Origin of the sequence: Sphingomonas citri (assembly GCF_019429485.1) — a bacterium.
GTDB classification, from domain to species: Bacteria; Pseudomonadota; Alphaproteobacteria; order Sphingomonadales; family Sphingomonadaceae; genus Sphingomonas; species Sphingomonas citri.
In genome coordinates this window covers 1074877-1093436 of record NZ_JAHXZN010000001.1, presented here as the reverse complement: position 1 = coordinate 1093436, position 18560 = coordinate 1074877, and the positions used below count along the sequence as shown (strand labels likewise).

18 protein-coding genes are annotated in these 18560 nt (G+C 69.6%); 12 read left to right on the top strand and 6 right to left on the bottom strand.

What is annotated here, in order from left to right; all coding sequences use genetic code 11:
- Nucleotides 1-28 precede the first annotated feature (28 nt).
- From KZ820_RS05200 to KZ820_RS05190, 3 genes are all read right to left on the bottom strand, one after another.
- The gene (locus KZ820_RS05200; RefSeq protein WP_219747527.1) at nucleotides 29-787 is read right to left on the bottom strand and encodes a thioredoxin domain-containing protein; all 759 of its coding nucleotides are present in this window, start codon (nucleotides 785-787) and stop codon (nucleotides 29-31) included.
- 69 nt (nucleotides 788-856) lie between these two features.
- Nucleotides 857-1534, bottom strand: coding sequence for a DsbA family protein (locus KZ820_RS05195; protein ID WP_219747526.1), 678 nt, complete (start codon nucleotides 1532-1534; stop codon nucleotides 857-859).
- Nucleotides 1531-2043, bottom strand: coding sequence for a DUF721 domain-containing protein (locus KZ820_RS05190; protein ID WP_219747525.1), 513 nt, complete (start codon nucleotides 2041-2043; stop codon nucleotides 1531-1533). Before KZ820_RS05190 ends, KZ820_RS05195 begins: the two co-directional genes overlap by 4 nt.
- 26 nt (nucleotides 2044-2069) lie before the next feature.
- Between KZ820_RS05190 and KZ820_RS05185 the strand changes: the two genes are divergently transcribed.
- The 3 genes from KZ820_RS05185 to nudC are packed head-to-tail and all read left to right on the top strand — an operon-like array spanning nucleotide 2070 to nucleotide 5331.
- Nucleotides 2070-3113: an A/G-specific adenine glycosylase gene (locus KZ820_RS05185; RefSeq protein WP_219747524.1), complete on the top strand. Its 1044-nt coding sequence runs from the start codon at nucleotides 2070-2072 to the stop codon at nucleotides 3111-3113.
- Nucleotides 3110-4468 carry a serine hydrolase domain-containing protein gene (locus tag KZ820_RS05180; RefSeq protein WP_219747523.1) on the top strand — a complete coding sequence of 453 codons (1359 nt, stop codon included), beginning with the start codon at nucleotides 3110-3112 and terminating at the stop codon, nucleotides 4466-4468. The genes KZ820_RS05185 and KZ820_RS05180 overlap by 4 nt, the downstream gene beginning before the upstream one ends.
- Nucleotides 4465-5331 carry an NAD(+) diphosphatase gene (nudC, locus tag KZ820_RS05175; protein WP_219747522.1) on the top strand — a complete coding sequence of 289 codons (867 nt, stop codon included), beginning with the start codon at nucleotides 4465-4467 and terminating at the stop codon, nucleotides 5329-5331. The genes KZ820_RS05180 and nudC overlap by 4 nt, the downstream gene beginning before the upstream one ends.
- Before the next feature lie 49 nt (nucleotides 5332-5380).
- Here the strand turns inward: nudC and KZ820_RS05170 are convergent, their stop codons facing one another.
- Both KZ820_RS05170 and KZ820_RS05165 read right to left on the bottom strand, forming a co-directional pair.
- Nucleotides 5381-7495 (bottom strand): S9 family peptidase, encoded by a 2115-nt coding sequence (locus tag KZ820_RS05170; protein WP_219747521.1) that lies wholly within the window; start codon nucleotides 7493-7495, stop codon nucleotides 5381-5383.
- 72 nt (nucleotides 7496-7567) lie between these two features.
- Nucleotides 7568-8458 (bottom strand): prephenate dehydratase, encoded by an 891-nt coding sequence (locus KZ820_RS05165; RefSeq protein WP_219747520.1) that lies wholly within the window; start codon nucleotides 8456-8458, stop codon nucleotides 7568-7570.
- Nucleotides 8459-8563: 105 nt separating this feature from the next.
- Between KZ820_RS05165 and KZ820_RS05160 the strand changes: the two genes are divergently transcribed.
- Complete coding sequence (locus KZ820_RS05160) at nucleotides 8564-9268, top strand: c-type cytochrome (RefSeq protein ID WP_219747519.1); 705 nt, start codon at nucleotides 8564-8566, stop codon at nucleotides 9266-9268.
- 42 nt (nucleotides 9269-9310) lie between these two features.
- On the opposite strand, the gene KZ820_RS05155 is transcribed toward KZ820_RS05160, so the two are convergent.
- Nucleotides 9311-10450: a Gfo/Idh/MocA family protein gene (locus KZ820_RS05155; protein ID WP_219747518.1), complete on the bottom strand. Its 1140-nt coding sequence runs from the start codon at nucleotides 10448-10450 to the stop codon at nucleotides 9311-9313.
- Between the two features lie 112 nt (nucleotides 10451-10562).
- On the opposite strand from KZ820_RS05155, the gene KZ820_RS05150 reads away from it, so the two are divergent.
- From KZ820_RS05150 to KZ820_RS05115, 8 genes are all read left to right on the top strand, one after another.
- Nucleotides 10563-10940: a c-type cytochrome gene (locus tag KZ820_RS05150; RefSeq protein WP_219747517.1), complete on the top strand. Its 378-nt coding sequence runs from the start codon at nucleotides 10563-10565 to the stop codon at nucleotides 10938-10940.
- Between the two features lie 14 nt (nucleotides 10941-10954).
- Nucleotides 10955-11995 carry a sugar phosphate isomerase/epimerase family protein gene (locus KZ820_RS05145; protein ID WP_219748110.1) on the top strand — a complete coding sequence of 347 codons (1041 nt, stop codon included), beginning with the start codon at nucleotides 10955-10957 and terminating at the stop codon, nucleotides 11993-11995.
- A 47-nt stretch (nucleotides 11996-12042) separates the two neighbouring features.
- Nucleotides 12043-13350, top strand: coding sequence for an MFS transporter (locus KZ820_RS05140; protein WP_219747516.1), 1308 nt, complete (start codon nucleotides 12043-12045; stop codon nucleotides 13348-13350).
- Nucleotides 13347-14276 carry a hydroxypyruvate isomerase family protein gene (locus KZ820_RS05135; RefSeq protein WP_219747515.1) on the top strand — a complete coding sequence of 310 codons (930 nt, stop codon included), beginning with the start codon at nucleotides 13347-13349 and terminating at the stop codon, nucleotides 14274-14276. Before KZ820_RS05140 ends, KZ820_RS05135 begins: the two co-directional genes overlap by 4 nt.
- Before the next feature lie 49 nt (nucleotides 14277-14325).
- A complete protein-coding gene (locus KZ820_RS05130; RefSeq protein ID WP_219747514.1) occupies nucleotides 14326-14895 on the top strand; it encodes a gluconate 2-dehydrogenase subunit 3 family protein in 570 nt (189 codons plus the stop codon).
- Nucleotides 14892-15731 carry a sugar phosphate isomerase/epimerase family protein gene (locus KZ820_RS05125; protein WP_183928076.1) on the top strand — a complete coding sequence of 280 codons (840 nt, stop codon included), beginning with the start codon at nucleotides 14892-14894 and terminating at the stop codon, nucleotides 15729-15731. Before KZ820_RS05130 ends, KZ820_RS05125 begins: the two co-directional genes overlap by 4 nt.
- 24 nt (nucleotides 15732-15755) lie before the next feature.
- The gene (locus KZ820_RS05120; RefSeq protein WP_219747513.1) at nucleotides 15756-17438 is read left to right on the top strand and encodes a GMC family oxidoreductase; all 1683 of its coding nucleotides are present in this window, start codon (nucleotides 15756-15758) and stop codon (nucleotides 17436-17438) included.
- A gap of 65 nt (nucleotides 17439-17503) precedes the next feature.
- On the top strand, nucleotides 17504-18532 hold the full coding sequence (locus tag KZ820_RS05115) for a LacI family DNA-binding transcriptional regulator (protein ID WP_219747512.1): 1029 nt from the start codon (nucleotides 17504-17506) through the stop codon (nucleotides 18530-18532).
- Nucleotides 18533-18560: the final 28 nt, after the last annotated feature.

The following is an 18560-nucleotide window of genomic DNA, read 5'->3' as shown; positions in this document are numbered from 1 at the left end:
AGGGGTCAGCCGCGCAGCGTCGCCGCCGTCACGCGCCCGCCGTCTTGAGCGCGGACTCGATCGCCTGCCAGGTGACGCTGTTGTCGAGCTTGCGGCCGTTGAGGAAGAAGGTGGGCGTGCCGGTCACGTCCTGCTTCTCGGTGGCGTCCTGCGTCATCTTCGTCAGCGCCTCGATCGCCTTGGGATCGTTGAGGCAGGCGCGCGCCTGCGCCTCGGTGATGCCGCGCTGCTTGACGAACTCGACATAGCCCATCTTGTCCGCCCAGCCGTTTGCGACCTGCGCCGGCGTGGCGTTCTGCGTCGACTGGAGGAACGACTGATCCTGCGCCGCCTTCATCTGCGCGTCGAGGAACTTGGGCTGGTCGATGTACATCTGCTCGAGGATCGGGAAGAACGGCGCGGCGCCGGCGCAGCGGCCGAGCAGCGAGGCCGCGAAATCGGGCGGGCCGTGGACCAGGAAGTCGCGGAACTCGTACGAGACCTTGCCGGTCTTGACGTAATTCTCCTCGAGCGGTCGCATGCCGGTCTGGCCGAATGCGCCGCAGGTGGGGCAGGTGCGCGAGCCATATTCGACCAGCTTGAGCGGCGCGTCGGGGTTGCCCATGACGAAGCCGCCCTCGGGAGTCTGGCGGACCTGCTGGGTCCAGTCCGAGCCCGCGGGTGCGGCGACCGCCTTGACCGAGCCGGCGGGCGCGCTGGGGGCGCTGCCGTTGCCGTCACCGCCGCTGCCGCAGCCGGCGAGCAGCGCCGCGGCGGCGAAGAGCAGGGGGGATGCGAGACGCTTCATTCGGTCACTCCGTTGATAAGACCGTCGATCGATCCTCCCCTTGCAGGGGAGGATCGAAGATCGTTTTCCTCACCGCGCGCCGGCCGCGCGCAACTGCGGCTCGAGCTGCGCCCAGCCGACGTTCTCGATCAGCTTGCCGTTGATCTCGAACGCGGGCGTGCCCTTCACCTTGCTGGTCGCTTCGGACGCTGCGATGGCGCGCTTCACCTGCGCGTCGCTGGCGAAACAGGCGTCGATCGCCGCGGCGGGCGCGCCGGCCTGTTTGGCGATCGCGTCGAGCCCGGCGCCCTGCGCCACCGCCTTGAGCTGGTCGAGCTGCGGCCAGGATGCGATGCGCGCGCGATTGCCCTCGCTCCATTCGGCGGCGCGCTCGTACCATTGCTCCTGCTTGGCGAAGAACGCCTCGTGCAGCGCGGGGAAGGCAGCGGGGCCGGCGCAGCGCGCCAGCGTCGCCGCGGCGAGGTCGATCCCGTCGTGGATCTGGTTGCGCACCTCGACGCTGATCGAGCCCGAGCGCACCATCGCCCCGAGCGTCGCGCGCGACTCGGCGGCGAAATGGCCGCAGTGCGGGCAGGTGTAGCTGACGTATTCGACCAGCTTCACCCGCGCCTTGGGATTGCCGATCAGGTAGCTGCCGGTCGCCACCGGGGTTGCCACCGCGGTCCAGGGGCGCGGCGCGGCGGCGCCGGCGGCGGTGCCGAGCGCGAGCGCGGCGAGCGGCAGCAGGAGCGAGCGGAAGCGGGTCATCGTACCTTCGGCAGCGAGGGAGGATTGGCGGCGACGCCCGAGGCCAGCGCCTCAAGCACCGCCTTCAGCTCGGGGTCGGCGATCGTCTTGATGCTGCCGCCCAGCTCGGGGGCGGGGGCGAGCGACGGCGGGGCGCGGCGCTCGGGGCGCTTGCTCACCTCGCCATGTCGGATCGCGACCTTGCACACCGCGGCATAGCCGAAGAAGCGGTTGACCCGCTCGATGATCTCGACCGTCAGGTGGCTCATCATCGGCGCGTGCGCGCCGCGGACGGTGAGCGTGAGTGTGCCGTCCTGCTTCTTGCCGACCGGGAAGCGGATCGACTCGGGCGTGCTCGCGGCCGCGAGCTTCTCGCCGACGATCTCGGGCCAGCGCGAGACGATCGCGGACTGGACGAAGCCGAAGCGCCGGAACGCCGCGCCGCCTACCGCGGGCAGCAACTCGGCCACCTGGCGCGACCGGTTCTGCCGCTCGGGAGGTTGGTCGGAGACGCGAGGGCGCTTGCTCATTCCCGCCCCCATGCCATAGCCGGGGCATGGACGCCAAGCGCGCGATCACTGCCGCCAAGCCCTTGCTACACTGGTACGACCGCCACCGCCGCGCGCTGCCGTGGCGCGCGCTGCCGGGCGAGACGCCCGATCCCTATCGCGTGTGGCTGAGCGAGGTGATGCTGCAGCAGACTACGGTGGCGACGGTGCGCCCGCGTTTCGCGACGTGGGTCGCGCGCTGGCCGAGCTTCGCCGACCTCGCCGCGGCGGACGAGGCCGATGTCATGGCCGCCTGGGCGGGGCTCGGTTACTATGCGCGCGCGCGCAATCTGCTCGCCGCGGCGCGCGCGATCGCGGCTAAGCACGGCGGCCAGCTGCCCGACACCGAGGAAGCGCTGCGCGCGCTGCCCGGCTTCGGCGATTATACCGCCGCCGCGGTCGCGGCGATCGCGTTCGGGCGGCGCGCGGTGGTGGTGGATGCCAATGTCGAGCGCGTGGTGGCGCGGCTGTTCGCGATAGACGCGCCGCTGCCGGGCGGACGGCGCGCGATCCGCGCCGCCGCGGCGACGATCACGCCGGAGAAGCGCGCGGGCGACTATGCGCAGGCGATGATGGACCTGGGCTCGGCGGTGTGCACCTCTCGAAAGCCGCGCTGCCTGCTCTGCCCGCTCGCCGACCAGTGTGGCGCGCTCGCGCTGGGCACGCCCGAGGCCTTCCCGGTCAAGAAACCCAAGGCGGTGCGGCCGCACCGCTACGGCACCATCTTCTGGCTCGAGCGCGACGGTCACGTGCTGCTGGTGCGCCGCCCCGACAAGGGGCTGCTCGGCGGCATGCGCGCGCTGCCGACCGGCCCGTGGGAGCTTGCGCCGCCAGGTCTGCGCGACGCGCCAGCGGAGGCGGCGTGGCGCGTGCTGGAGCGACGAGTCGAGCACGGCTTCACGCATTTCACGCTGGACCTGGACGTGGCGGTCGCCGACACCGAGCGCGCGACCAACCTGGGTGAATGGTGGCCGGTCGCGACACTGGACGAGGCGGGGCTGCCGACCTTGTTCGCGAAGGCGGCAGCGCTGGCGAGGAGCAGACAGGCATGACGGTGTTCCGGTGGTTCGGTACGGCGGCGCTCACCGCGCTGGTGGCGGCAACTCAGCTCTCGGCGCAGCGCGCGCCCGCGCCCGCGCCGCGCTCGCAGACGGCGCAGCCCGCGCAGGGAGCCACCACGCCGCAGGGGTTGCCCGGGGCGCAACTCCTGCCGGCGACGCAGGCGCTGTTCGACGGCTATGTCCGCGACAGGAAGATGCCCGGCATCGTCGGCGCCTTCGGGCTGGGCGACTTGCCCACCGTCTTCCTCAACGCGGGCACGATCACGACCGACCCGGGCGCACCGGCCGCCGGCCCCGACTCGCTGTGGCGCGTCTACTCGATGACCAAGCCGATCACCGGCATGGCGGCGATGCTGCTGGTGGAGGAGGGCAAGCTGTCGCTCGACGACCCGCTTTCCAAATATTTCCCCGGCTTCGCTAAAATGAAGGTGCTGACCAGCCCGGACACGTCGCTGGAGACGCGGCCCGCACGCGCGCCGATCACGATCCGCGAGCTGATGACGCACAGCTCTGGGATCGGCTATCAGATCAACGCGCAGGGGCCGCTGCTCAAGGAATATGAGCGGCTCGGCCTCGTTCCCTTCTCGGCCAATGCACAGACCGAGGCGGTGGCGCGCAAGACGCGGCCGGCCTCGCTGATCGCCTTCGCCGAGCGGGTGGCGCAGGCGCCGCTGGTCGCCGAGCCGGGAACGACTTGGCATTATTCGATGGGGCTCGACGTGCTCGCCGCGGTGATCGAGAAGGTTGCCGGGCAGAAGTTCGAGCGCTTCGTCCACGCGCGCATCCTCGATCCGCTCGGCATGACCTCGACCGACTTCCAGGTCGCGCCCGGCAACGTCGCGCGCTTCGCCACCAATTACGCCTTCGCGGGCGACCAGCTGATCCCGCTCGACCCCGCCGCGCGCTCGGTGTTCCTCCAGCCGCCGAGCTTTCCCTATGGCGGCGCGGGGCTGGTGGCGTCGGCGCGCGACTATGACCGCTTCCTCCACATGCTCCAGGACGCGGGCACGCTCGACGGCGTGACGATCATGAAGCCCGAGACCGCGCGGCTGGCGATGTCCAACCTGCTGCCACCGAGCGTCAGCTATAAGAACAAGGAAGGCGTGGCGCAGGGCTTCGGGGCGGGCGGGGTGGTCTATCTCGCCGACGAGGCCGGCGGCGCGTCGAAGGGCAGCTATGGCTGGGGCGGCGCGGCGGGGACGGTGGCGATCGTCGACCCGGCACGGCGGTTCAGGGGGACGATCATGGTCAACTACTTTCCGGGCGAGCGCTACCCGCTCGCCAAGGAGACGTTCGCGGCGCTGGCGCGCGACGCGGCCCGGCTCCACCCCGGCGTGCCGCGGTGATCGTGACCGGCTTCACCGGCGGCACGCTCGATCGTGCCGACGCGCTGCGCCACGATGCCGAAGGCCTCGCCGAGGCGGTGAGGGACCCGGCGGCGCGGCTGCTGGTGCTCGAATCATTCGAGCCGGTGGTGGGCGAGGGCGGGGCGCTGGCCTGGGCGCCGCTGTCCGCCGCGCCGGCGGAGGCCGAGCTGGTGCTTCTCGGGCTCGACGGGGGGGCGCCGCGCTTCGCCGCGATCGTGCCCGGTGCGGGAGCGCCGCCGCCGTTCCGCTCGCCCCGACTCTTCGGCCTGCTCGACCAGCTGCGCGCGGGTGAGGCGGCGACCTTCGCGGCGGCGCGCTCGTTGCTCGACTGGCACGCGCGCCACCGCTTCTGCGCCAATTGCGGCAGCGCGACCGGCCTGTTCCGCGCGGGCTGGGGGCGGCGCTGCCCGAGCTGCTCGGCGGAGCATTTCCCGCGCGTCGATCCGGTGGTGATCATGCTGGCGGAGCATGACGGGCGCGCGCTGGTCGGGCGGCAACCGACTTGGCCCGCGGGGCGCTACTCGGCGCTGGCGGGTTTCCTCGAGCCGGGCGAGTCGATCGAGGAGGCGGTGGCGCGCGAGATCGCGGAGGAATCGGGGGTGCGGGTGACGGAGGTGCGCTACGTCGCGAGCCAGCCTTGGCCGTTCCCGTCGCAGCTGATGATCGCCTGCGTCGCGCAGGCCGCCGACGAGAGGATCACGCTCGACGCCAACGAGCTGGAGGACGCGATGTGGGTCACGCGCGACGAGGTACGCGCGGCGCTCGCGGGCGAGGGAGGACGCTTCGTCGCGCCGCCCCCCTATGCGATCGCGCATACGCTGTTGCGGGCATGGGCGGAGTAGGAACAACCAGGCCGGGCCGCTCCGACAAAGCAGGGGCGCGGCCCCGACCTTATTCCGCCACCTTCAACCGCTGCAACGCGAACGCCTGCCACTCCGCGCCCTGGCGATAGCGCTCGAATCGACCCGACTTGCCGCCGTGCCCCGCCTCCATGTTGACGCGGTACACCAGCGGCGCGTCGCCGGTCTTCAGCTCGCGCAGCCGCGCCACCCATTTGGTCGGCTCGTAATATTGCACCTGGCTGTCCCACAGTCCGGTGCTGACGTACATCGCCGGATAGGCCCTGGCCGCGACATTGTCGTACGGCGAATAGCTCAGCATATAGTCGTAATAAGGCTTCTGCGCCGGATTGCCCCATTCGTCATATTCGAACGTGGTCAGCGGGATCGATGCGTCGAGCATCGTCGTCACCACGTCGACGAACGGCACCTGCGCGATGATCAGCGCGTAGTCTTTCGGCGCCATATTCGCGACCGCACCCATCAGCAGCCCACCCGCGCTGCCACCCATCGCCGCCACCCGGCCCGGCGCGGCATATTTCTGCGCGACCAAATAGCGCGTCACGTCGACGAAGTCGGTGAAGCTATTCTTCTTACGCAGCAGGTGGCCGTCGTCATACCAGCCGCGGCCCATCTCCTGCCCGCCGCGGATATGCGCCAGCGCGTACACCACGCCACGGTCGAGCATCGCGATCCGCGCCGGGTCGACCGCCGGGTCCATCGATACGCCGTAGCTGCCATAGGCATATTGGAACAGCGGCGCGCTGCCGTCGCGCTTCACGCCCCTGCGGTACACCACCGAGACCGGGACCTTGGTGCCGTCGCGCGCGGTCGCCCAGACCCGCTCGGTGACGTAGTTGGACGGGTCGTAGCCGGGCACCGGCGCGACCTTGAGCACGCGGCGCTCGCCCGTCCTCGCGTTAACCTCATAGGTGGTCGTGGGCGTCACCAGCGAGGCGTAGGTGTAGCGCACCCAATCGGTGTCGGGCTCGGCGTTGACCGCCAGCTCCATCTGATAGGCTGGCTCGTCGGCCTTCACCGGGGCAGAGCGGCCGTCGGTCAGCAGCCGGATCATGCGGTTGCCGCCCTCGCGCTGGTCGAGCGCGATGAAGCCGCGAAACGGCTTGAAGTCCTCGATGAAGACGCTGTCGCTCGCCGGCGTCAGGTCGCGCCACGCCGCCACGCCGCGCGCCAACTCGCGGTCGGCAACGGTGACGAGCTTGTAGTTGCGCGCGTCGCGATTGGTGCGGATGATCCAGTGGTCCCCCATGTGATCCGCGCCGTAGCGGAACTCGCGCGCGCGCGGCGCCACCAGCGTGAAGCGGGTCGGCGCCGCCGCGGGGGCGCAGCGCTGCTCGTCGCTCACCGTGGCGGACACGCCGATGCAGAGGAAGCGATCGTCGCTGGTGCGGCTGATCCCCATCTGGAAGGTGTCGTCCTTCTCCTCGTAGACGAGGCGGTCGGCGCTGACCGGCGTGCCGAGCACGTGCGCCATCACGCGATAGCCGCGCAGCGTCACCGGATCCTTGGCGATGTAGAAGAGCGTGCGGTTGTCGTCGGCCCAGACGAGGTTGGGCTCGACGTTGGTGATCGTGTCCGGCAGCAGCCGTCCGGTGGAGAGGTCCTTGACCTTGAGCACATATTGCCGCCGGCCGACGATGTCCTCGGCATAGGCCACCCGCCGGTTGTCCTGGCTGACGGACCAGTCGCTCAGCGCGAAGAAACTATGCCCCTTCGCCATCGCGGGCTGATCGAACATCACTTCGGCGGGGGCGTCGGGCGCCCCCTTGCGGCGCTCGATGACCGGATAGTCTGCACCCGGCGTGAAGCGGGTCTGATAATAATAGCCGCGCTCGCGATAGGGGACGCTGCTGTCGTCCTGTTTGATGTGGCTGATCGTCTCGGCGTAGAGTCTGTCCTGTAGCGGCTTGAGCGATGCCAGCGTCGCGTCCGCGTAGGCGTTCTCCGCGGCGAGATAGGCGAGCATCTCGGGGTTCTTGCGCGTGTCGTCGCGCAGCCAGTAGTAATCGTCCTCGCGCGTTCCGTTGGGCGAGGTGACCTGATGGGGCTTCTTCGCCGCGCGCGGCGGCTGGGGTGCGGCCTGCGCCCAGGCGGGCGATGCCGCGACGGCGGTGAGCGCGGCGCCGGCCAGCAGCAAGGTCTTCATCACGCGTCGGTCCCCACCCATGTTGGTCGCGCCGCACGATAGGAGCGGGCGCGACGCGCGCAAGGGGGGCGATCAGCCGCGTTTGCGCGCCTGGCGGTAGGAACCCAGCACGCGCAGATGCTTGGCGTGAAAACCCAGCTCGGCCATCGCGCGATCGAAGCCGGGATCGCCGGGGCGGCCCTCGACGTCGGCGTAGAATTCGGTCGCCGCGAAGCTGCCGCCGCGCTGGTAGCTCTCCAGCTTGGTCATGTTGACGCCGTTGGTGGCGAAGCCTCCCATCGCCTTGTACAGCGCGGCGGGCACGTTCTTCACCGCGAAGATGAAGGTCGTCATCCACGGCCCCTCGCCCTCGGGCGCCACGCCGTCGCGCGCCAGCGTGACGAAGCGAGTCATGTTGTGGTCGGCGTCGGCGATGTCGGTGGCGAGCAGCTCGAGCCCGTAGATAGCCGCGGCACCGGGCGGGGCGAGCGCGGCGACGCTGGCGTCGCGCAGCTCGGCCACCACCGCGGCGGCACCGGCGGTGTCGGGATAGCTAACCGGCGCGATGTTGTGCGCCTTGAGCCAGTGGCGGCACTGGCCGAGCGCCTGGGGATGGCTCATCGCGCTGGTCACCGCGTCGCGCGGGCCGAGGCCGATCAGCGCGTGGCGGATCGGCAGGAAATGCTCGCCGATGATCACCAGGCCGGACTCGGGCAGCAGGAAGTGGATGTCGGCGACGCGCCCGTGCAGCGAATTCTCGATCGGGATCAGTGCGCGCGCGGCGCGGCCGTGCTTCACCGCGTCGAGCGCGTCGTCGAAGCTGAAACAGGGTAGCGGTAGCGCCTCCGGGAAGGCCTCGCTCACCGCGACATGGCTGTTGGCGCCGGGCGCGCCCTGGAAGGCGACGGCCTTCTCGGGCGCGCGCGCGGCGGCCTCCGTCAGGCGTTCGACGATCGGCAAAGCGGGGGCGGCGTAGCTGTCCATCTCGGCTTCGGCGCGTAGAAGAGCGGGGCGCGCCGCTCAAGCGCTTGCGGTGCGGTGGCGGCTTTTCTATGGATCGACCTAATTAGAGAGGGGCACACGGGCGACATGGACGATCGTAGCAACACGATTTTCGGCTGGGTCTTGGCGGGTGCCGGAGTCGCGCTGGGGCTGTCGATCGTCGGCAGCCAGGTCTTCCACGGCGAGCGCCCGGAGAAGATGGGCTATGCGATCGAGGGTGTCGAGGAGGCCGGCGGCGGCGGCGCCGCGGCCGAGGTGCCGATCGCGTCGCTGCTCGGCAGCGCCGATCCGGCCAAGGGCGCCGAGGTGTTCAAGAAGTGCGCTGCCTGCCACACGATCAACCAGGGTGGCGCCAACGGCATCGGCCCGAATCTGTACGCGACGCTGGGCGAGGGGATCGCGCAGGGGAAAGGCGGCTTCGCTTTCTCCGACGCACTCAAGTCGGTCGGCGGCACCTGGGACTTCGACAAGATGAACGCGTGGCTCACCAGCCCGCGTAAGTTCGCTAACGGCACCAAGATGACCTTCGCCGGCCTGGGCAACCCGCAGGACCGCGCCAACGTCATCGCCTATCTCAACCAGCAGGGCTCGAACCTGCCGCTGCCCGCCGCCCCCGCGGCCGGCGCCGCGCCGGCCGCAGGTGACCAAGCGGTCGCCAACGTCACCGAGAGCGCGAAGGGCGACACCGCCGATCTGTCGAACACCGGCACGCCGGCCTCGGGCGCACCCTCGGTCGACCCAGCGGCCAAGGAGAACAAGTCGCTCGGCGCCGAGCCGCCGGCCAAGCCGTGAGCCGACCGGCGCGGCGGGAACGCGCCCGCCGCGCCGTCGCGCTTACCCCAGCGCGCTCCATTTGACGTCCGACTGGGCGTTGCCGACCACTGCCTCGACGAAGGCCATGGTGCGCACGCCGTCCTCCACGCCGGGATACCACATCGCCGGCGCCGCCCCGCGGATCGCACCCGCGAAGCCGCGGTAGATGTTGGCAAAGGCCTCGATATAGCCCTCCGGGTGCCCCGCCGGCGTGCGCGTTCGCGCCGCGGCGCCCTCGCTCAGCGCGGGGCCGCCGGTGCGCAGCACCTCCACCGGCTTGTCGAGCCAGCGCAGCGTCAGCGTATTGGGCTCCATCTGCGCCCAGTCGAGCCCGCCGAGTTCACCGTGGACGCGCAGCCGCAGCCCGTTCTCGTCGCCGGCCGCGACCTGGCTGGCCTTGAGCACGCCGCGCGCGCCGCCGGCGAAGCGCAGCAGCACGCTCACGTCGTCGTCGAGGCGACGGCCCGGCACGTGGGTGGTCAGCTCCGCACAGAGCGACTCCACCTTCAGCCCGGAGACATGCTCGGCCAGCTGGAAGGCGTGGGTGCCGATGTCGCCGAGGCAGCCGCCGAGGCCCGCGCGCGCCGGATCGGTGCGCCACTCGGCCTGCTTGTTGCCGTCGCGGTCGATCGCGCGCGCCAGCCACCCCTGCGAATATTCCACCTGCACCAGCCGGATCGTGCCGAAGTCGCCGCGCTCGACACGCGCGCGCGCCTCCTCGACCAGCGGGTAGCCGCTGTAGGTGAAGGCGAGCGCATAGTGGCGGCCACTGCGCTCCACCGCGGCGGCGATCGCCTTCGCTTCCTCGAGGTTGAGCGACATCGGCTTCTCGCACATCACGTGGAAGCCGGCGTCGAGCGCTGCGATCGACATCGGCGCGTGGAGATGGTTCGGCGTCACGATCGCGACCGCCTCGACGCGCTTGTCCTCGGGCAAGGCGCGCTCGGCGGCGAGCAGCTCGTCGAACGTGGCATAGACCCGCGCCGGGTCGAGCCCGAGCGACTCGCCGCTACGCGTGTTGCGCGCGGCGTCGCTGCTGAACGCGCCCGCGACCAGTCGCCAGTCGCCGTCGACGCCCGCCGCCATGCGATGGACCGCGCCGATGAAGGCACCCTCGCCGCCACCCAGCATCGCCAGTCGAAGTGCTTGTCGTTGCGCCATCGTTCATCTCTCCCGTCGCATTGTCCCGTGGTGACGCAGCGTCACCAAGCGGGTTGATCCCCGCTTGTTTAGCGCTAAACATACGACAAACAACCAATTGGAGAGAGTCGCGATGAAGCTGATCGCCGGACTAGCCGCTCTTCCGGTCGTCGCCGCCGCGGCGATCGCCCTCATGCCCGCGCCGTTGGCGGCGCAGGCCGCTACGCCGCCGGCCTTCGCCGCGTGCAAGGCCTGCCACACGGTCGAGAAGGGCGGTCCCAATCGCATTGGGCCGAACCTGTACGGCGTCGTCGGCCGGCCCGCCGGCACCGCGCCGGGCTTCAACTATTCCGCCGCCCTCAAGGCGTCCAAGCTGACGTGGGACGAGAAGTCGCTGAGCGAGTTCATCGCGGCGCCGAGCAAGAAGGTGCCGGGCACGCGCATGCCGATCGGCATGGCCGACCCGACGAAGCGCGCCGCCGTCATCGCCTACCTCAAGACGCTCAAGTGAGCGGCGCGCCGGCGATGCGCGGGCCGGGGGTCTTCCTCGCCCAGTTCATGGGCGAGGCGCCCTTCGACACGCTCGACAGCGCCGCGCGCTGGATGGCGGACGCGGGCTATGCCGGCGTGCAGATCCCGACCTGGGACGCACGCTGCATCGACCTCGAGCGCGCCGCCGAGAGCCAGACCTATGCCGACGAGCTGATCGGCCGCTGTCGCGAGGCTGGGGTGGAGATCACCGAGCTGTCGACCCACCTCCAGGGCCAGCTCGTCGCGGTTCATCCCGCCTATGACGAACTGTTCGACGGCTTCGCTCCGCCCGAGCTGCGCGGCAAGCCAGCCGAGCGTCAGAAGTGGGCGGTCGAGCGCCTCCGCCTCGCCGCGAAGGCGAGCCGACGCCTCGGGTTGAGTGCGCACGCGACCTTCTCGGGCGCGTTCGTCTGGGGTTTCGTCTATCCCTGGCCGCAGCGCCCGGCCGGGCTGGTGGAAGAGGCGTTCGCCGAGCTGGGCCGCCGCTGGACCCCCATCCTCGACGCGTTCGAGGAAGAGGGGATCGATCTCTGCTTCGAGCTGCACCCGGGCGAGGACCTGCACGACGGAGTCACCTTCGAGCGCTTCCTCGACCAGGTCGGCGGCCACAAGCGCGCCAACATCCTCTACGATCCCAGCCATATGGTGCTGCAGGCGATGGACTATCTCCAGTTCATCGACATCTATCACGAGCGAATCAAGATGTTCCACGTCAAGGACGCGGAGCTCAACCCGACCGGGCGTGCGGGCGTGTACGGCAGCTATTCGGATTGGGTCGATCGTCCCGGCCGCTTCCGTTCGCTCGGCGACGGGCAGGTGGATTTCGGCGGCATTTTCTCGAAGCTGACCCAGTATGATTATGCGGGCTGGGCGGTGCTGGAGTGGGAGTGCGCGCTCAAGCATCCGCAGGACGGCGCGCGCGAGGGCGCCCCGTTCATCGCCGCGCACATGATCCGGCGACCCGAACATGCCTTCGACGATTTCGCCGGTGGCAGCGATCCCAGCGCCAACCGCCGCCTGCTCGGCCTCGGCTGATCCCGTACCGGCTACGATAACGACACAGAGAAAAGGGAGAGGACCGAGTGGATCAGGCAGGAGTGAACCGCAGCCGATTATTTTGGCTCGGCGTGCTGGCGCTGGCCACCGCCGCGATCAGCGCCTCGTTGCGCGCCGCGGTCGCGAGCAGCCTCAAGGCGGAGTGGATCGATCCCATCGCACCGGTTCAGGCGGGTGAACTGATCGGCGCGGCGCTGGGTTCCGCTTTCCTCGGCTTCGCCATCACGGTGTTCGTCGTCAGCGCGCTGCTCGACAAGATCGGCGCCAAGCGCGTGCTGATCGGCTGCGGCGTGTGCTTCCTGATCGGCACGGGGCTGATCGTCGGTGCGGGGCATCTCGCCACCGGCATGGCGGTCTACAATCTCGTCTGGTTCGGCATGCTGCTGAGCGGGATCGGCTGGGGCCTCGCCGAGGCGTCGATCAACCCGCTGACCGCGCGGCTCTATCCGGACGAGACGACGCACCGGCTCAACGTACTCCACGCCTGGTATCCGGGCGGGCTCATCATTGGCGGCCTGGCGGGCGTGTTCCTGGCGAACGTGCTGCCGTGGCAGGTGATCATGGGCACCGTCTTGGTGCCCGCGGTCGGTGTGGTCGTGATCGCGGCCACCACTACCTTCCCGGCGCCGCCGGCCGAGGTGGAGGGCGCCGGCTTCGGCGAGATGATCGGCGAGGTGTTCCGCCGGCCGAGCTTCTTCGTCTGGTTCGGCGCGATGTTCCTCACCGCCTCGTCCGAGCTCGCGCCCGGCCAGTGGCTCGACGTCGCGCTCACCAATCGCGTCGGCATGCGCGGTATCCTGCTGCTGGTCTATGTCAGCGCTTTGATGTTCGTGTTTCGCCACTTCGCGGGGCGTCTGGCGAACCGCCTCTCCAACCCCGGGCTGCTGTGGATCTCGAGCCTGCTCGCGGGCATCGGCCTGTTCCTGCTGTCGCTGGCGCAGTCGCCGGTCGCGGCGATCCTCGCCTCGACCGTGTGGGGCCTGGGCGTGTGCGCGATGTGGCCGACGATGCTGGCCTCGGTCGCCGAGCGCTACCCGCGCGGCGGCGCCTGGGCGATCGGGCTGGTCGGCTCGGCGGGCGCGCTCGCCAGCTTCTTCGTGCTGCCGCTGCTGGGCGGGATGTTCGACGAGGCCAAGGTGGCGCTCGCCGGCGGACCCGAGGCGTTCAAGCAGCTGACCGGCGCGGCGCTGCGCCAGGTCGAGGATACGGCGGCGTCGCAGTCCTTCGCCAAGCTGGCGCTGTTCCCGGTGGTGCTGCTGTTCGTGTTCGGCGGCATCTGGCTGTCCGAGCGGCGCGCGCGCGGTGCCACGCTCGCGCGCGGCGACGCCGCGTGACGCCGACGCGCCGCTCGCTGATCGCCGTCGGGGCGGCGCTGCCGCTGGCGGCGTCCGCGGCCGCGGCGCAGCGCGGTGCGACGTCCAACGCGGCGCGTTTCTCGCTCGGCTTCGCGCCGCACGAGGGCAGTTTCAAGAGCCGCGGCGGATTGCTCGATCAGATCGCCTTCGCCGCCGACCAGGGCTTCCGCGCCTGGGAGGACAATGAGGCGCGGGCCCGGCCGGTCGCGGAGCAGGAGGCGATGGCCAGGGCGCTGCAGCAGCGCGGCATGGCGATGGGCGTGTTCGTCGCGAGCATGCCGCGCTGGTCCGAGTTCCGCCCGATCTTTGGCAGCGACGACGGCGCCGAGCGCGAGGCCTTCCTCGCCGACGTGCGCGCCTCGATCGAGGTGGCCAAGCGCCTCAACACGCGGCGTGCCACCGTCGTCACCGGCTTCCTCGACGCGCGCGTGCCGGTGGAGATCCAGACCGCGCGCGTGATCGACCTGATGCGGCGTGCCGGCGACATCGTCGCGCCGCACGGGCTGGTGCTGGTGATGGAGCCACTCAATACGCGGGTGAACCATCCGCACGTCTACATGCAGAGCTGGTCGGCCGGCTATGCCGTGGCGCGCGGGGTGAACAATCCGGGGATCAAGATCCTGGCCGACTGCTATCACGAGCAGATTCAGTCGGGGAACCTGATCAACTCGCTCGCCACCTGCTGGGACGAGATCGGCTACGTCCAGTTCGGCGACAATCCCGGCCGCAACGAACCGGGCACCGGCGAGATCAATTACGCCAACGTCGTCCGCTGGCTGCGTGAGAAGCGCTACGCCGGCGTGATCGGCATGGAGCATGGCAATGCGCGCGAGGGGCGCGTGGGCGAGGAGCGGCTGATCGCCGCCTATCGCGCGATCGATCGGGTCGCAGGGGAGGAAGCATGAACAACAAGAGCAGCGGCGCCCGCGCGGGCGCACGGAACGGAGAAACCAAGTGATCGACCGCAGAGACGCGCTCGCGGGCATCGTCGCGATGTTCGGCAGCCAACTCTTCGCCCCCATCGCGCGGGCGGCCGGTGCTGCCTCGCAGCAGGCGTTCGGGGTGATCAACACCGGGCCGCCCACGGTCCAGGTGTTCACGCCGGCGCAGAAGGCGGTGATGATCGCGCTGAGCGATCGCGTCATCCCGGCGACCGACACGCCCGGTGCGATCGCCGCGGAGGTGCCGCAATATATCGAGAAGCTGCTGGCCGACTGGTCCGAGCCGAGCGACCGCGTGCCGATCATCGCGGGTCTCGACGCGATCGAGGCGCGCAGCCGCGCCGACTATAAGAAGGGCGCCGCCGCGGTCACTCCGGCGCAGCAGGACGCGCTGCTGACGCTCGCGATGAACGACACGATCCCGGGTGGCGCCGCCTTCTTCGAGCCGTTCCGCCAGATGGTGATCGTGGGCTATTACACGTCCGAGATCGGCATCACGCAGGAGCGTGAATACCTGCCGGTGCCCGGCCAGTATGACGGCGCCTTCCTCTACTCCAAGGTCAACAAGGTCTATTCCTCATGATGACGGATCGTCGCACGTTCCTGGCCGGCAGCGCCGGTCTCGCCGCCCTCGGTGTCGCGGGCGCGCTGCCCGCGTCCGCCGCTCAGCTCGGCAAGGTGGGCATCCAGCTCTACACTGTCCGCGAGCTGTTCCAGAAGGACCCGGTCGCCACGCTCGGGCAGATCGCCAAGATCGGCTATCGCGAGGTCGAATATGGCGGCGGTGGCTATGACAGCATGGACCACGCCATGCTGCGCCGGACGATGGATCGGCTGGGGCTCACCTCACCGTCGATCCACGTCGGCTACGACCTGCTGCTCAACAAGTTCGACGACAGCGTGAAGATGGCCAAGACGCTGGGCGCCGATACGATCGTGCTGCCGTACATGACGGACGAGCACCGCACTGCCGCGGCCTGGGAGGCGGCGTTGCCCAACTTCAACAAGTTCGCTCGCGAGCTGGCGCAGAATGGGCTGGGCTTCGCCTATCACAATCACGACTTCGAGTTCACCAACAAGCCCGATGGCGTTAGCCTGTATGACCGCTTCATCAAGGGTACCGATCCCAAGCTGGTGAAGGTGGAGATCGACCTCTATTGGGCGATCCACGCCGGTGAGGACGCGGCCGCGCTGATCAAGCGGATGGCGGGCCGGATCTACGCCTATCACGTCAAGGACCAGCGCCCCGATGGCAAGATGACCTCGGTCGGGCTCGGCACGATCGATTTCGGCAAGCTGTTCAAGCTCAACACGATGGCTGGCGTGAAGCACTTCTACGTCGAGAACGACGAGTCGCCCGCGCCGTACATTCCCGACATCACCACCAGCTTCCAGACGCTGCGCAAGCTGCGCTTCTGACGACATCCATCCCGGGAGGGGATCATGGCAGCTACCAACAAATTCGACGCGATCGTCATCGGCTCCGGTGTCAGCGGCGGCTTCGCCGCCAAGGAGCTGACCGAGAAGGGCATGCGCGTCCTGATGCTCGACCGCGGGATCATGGTCGAGCATCAGACCGACTATACCTATGACGGCAAGCCCGCTTATGAGATCCCAGCGCGCGACATGATGCCGCCGGAGCTGGTGAAGAGCGATTATTTCATTACCACGCACGGCTATGTCTCGCCGAGCACGCAAAAATATTACAACAACGACCGGCTGAACCCCTACGCTTACGACGAGGGCAGCAAATTCTACTGGATTCGCCCCGCCGCGGTTGGCGGCAAGTCGCTGATCTGGGGCCGCTGGTGCTTCCGCTGGAGCCCGGCCGACTTCGAGGCGAACAAGAAGGAGAATGTCGGCGGCGACTGGCCGATCCGCTACGACGACGTCTCGCCGTGGTACGATTACGTCGAGAAATATATCGGCGTCTCGGGCTCGCGCGAGAACCTGTCCTATCTGCCGGACAGCCAGTTCCAGCCGCCGATGCCGATGAATGTCGCGGAAAAGTGGTTCAAGCAGCGGCTCGAGGGCGCGTTCCCCGGGCGCAAGCTGATCAACACGCGCTTGTCCAACATGACCGAGGACAAGCCCGACCAGAACCGCAGCAAGTGCCAGGTGCGCAATCAGTGCGGTCGCGGCTGCTCGTTCGGCGCCTATTTCTCGACCCAGGCGGTGACGCTGCCGGCGGCGCGCGCCACCGGTCGACTGACGCTGCGTTCGGACGCGGTCGTCACCAACCTGGAATATGATCCGCAGCGCAAGCGCGTGACGGGCGTGCGCTTCGTCGATGCCAAGACCGGGCAGGCTGAGACGGTCAACGCCGACATCGTCTTCCTCTGCGCCTCGGCGATGGCCTCGACGCAGATCCTGATGAACTCGCGCGCGCCGGGCAGCACAAAGAGCTATTTCGACAATAGCGGGACGCTCGGCCGCTACGTCATGGATCATATCTTCCGTGTCGGCATCACCGGGGAGATCCCGGGGATGCAGGAATATATCGAGTTTGGCCGTCGTCCCGGCGGCGTCTACATCCCGCGCTTCCGCAACAACAACGGCGACGAGGGACTCGGCTTCAAGCGCGGCTATGGCTACCAGGGCAGCGCGCGGCGCGATCCGGCGAAGCCGCAGGGCTTCGGCGCCTCGATGAAGCAGGGCATGCGCCAGTATGGCCCGTGGCAGTTCTCGATGGGCGCATTCGGCGAGTGCCTGCCGTACGAGGACAATCACGTCTCGCTCCACCCGGACAAGGTGGATCGCTTCGGCGTGCCGCTGATGCGCTTCGACGTGCGCTTCCGCGACAACGAGTTGAAGATGATGGCCGACGCGCGCGTGCAGGGCGAGGAGATGCTCAAGAAGGCGGGCCTGCTCAACGTCCGCAGCAGCGAGGACGAGCACGTCCCCGGCGACGCGATCCACGAGATGGGCGGCGCACGCATGGGTCGCGACCCGCGCGCGTCGGTGCTCAACGGCTTCAGCCAGGCGCATGACGCACCCAACTTGTTCGTCACCGACGGTGCGCAGATGGCCTCGATCTCGTGCATCAACCCGTCGCTCACCTTCATGGCGCTGACCGCCCGTGCGGCGGATCACGCGGTGAACGCCAAGAAGGCGGGGCTGATCTGACGACGTGCCACCCCGCGCCCGGCGGCTGAGCCGATGCGGCGCCCGCCCGTGACCGGCCGCGCGCGATGAGCGAGCGGCGCGGCGAGCGCGGGGTCACGATGCGCGCGGTCGCGGCGCGCGCCGGCGTCTCGCCGATGACGGTGTCGAACGTCATCAACGGTGCCGGCCGCGCTGCCCCCGCGACGGTCGCGGCGGTGCGCGCCGCGATCGACGAGCTGGGCTATGTCCCCAACGTCAGCGCGCGCTTGCTCGCCCGCGCGCGCGCCACCACGGTGGGGCTGATCTACAGCGGCGCGCGCACGCCCTTCCTCGACGCCATCCTCACCGGCTCGCTGCGCGCCACCAACGCGCACGGGCTCCAGCTGCTGTTGCGCGAGGAGCAGCGGCTCACCCACGAGGCGGCAGAGGCGGCGGCGCGCGCGCTGGTGCGCGGCGGAGCGGACGCGCTGCTGCTGATCCCGCCTTTCGCCGAGCTGCTGAGCGAGGCGGGCGTCGTGGATGCGCTCGGCGTGCCCGCCGCGGCGATCGCGACCGGTGCGACGTTGCCGGGTACTGCCACCGTCAGGATCGACAATCGCGCGGCGATGCGAGCGCTGACCCAGCGCCTGATCGAGCGCGGTCATCGCCGGATCGCGCTCGTCTCGGGGCCGCCCAACCATTCCGACAGCGCCGACCGGATCCACGGTTATCGCGACGCGCTTGCGGACGCTGGGATCGTTGCCGACGCCCGGCTGCTGTTCGAAGGTCGATTCGATCACGAATCCGGCGTAGCCGCCGGCTCGGCGCTGCTCTCGCCCGCGGATCGTCCGAGCGCGATCATGTGCAGCAACGACGACATGGCCGCAGGGGTGATCGGCGAGGCGCACCGCCGCGGGCTGCGGCTGCCGCGCGACCTGGCCGTGACCGGTTTCGACGACACGACGATGGCGTCGCTGATCTCGCCCGCGCTGACGACCGTGCGCCAGCCGATCCAGCTGATGGCCTACCGCGCCGCCGAGATGCTGATCCGCGCGGGCCGGCGCGGCGAGTTGGCCGAGGCGGAAGACGAGCTGGTGGACTATGAGCTGATCGAGCGCGAGTCGACCGCAGGGTGAAGCTTGGCGCTGATACGACAAGCGCTTC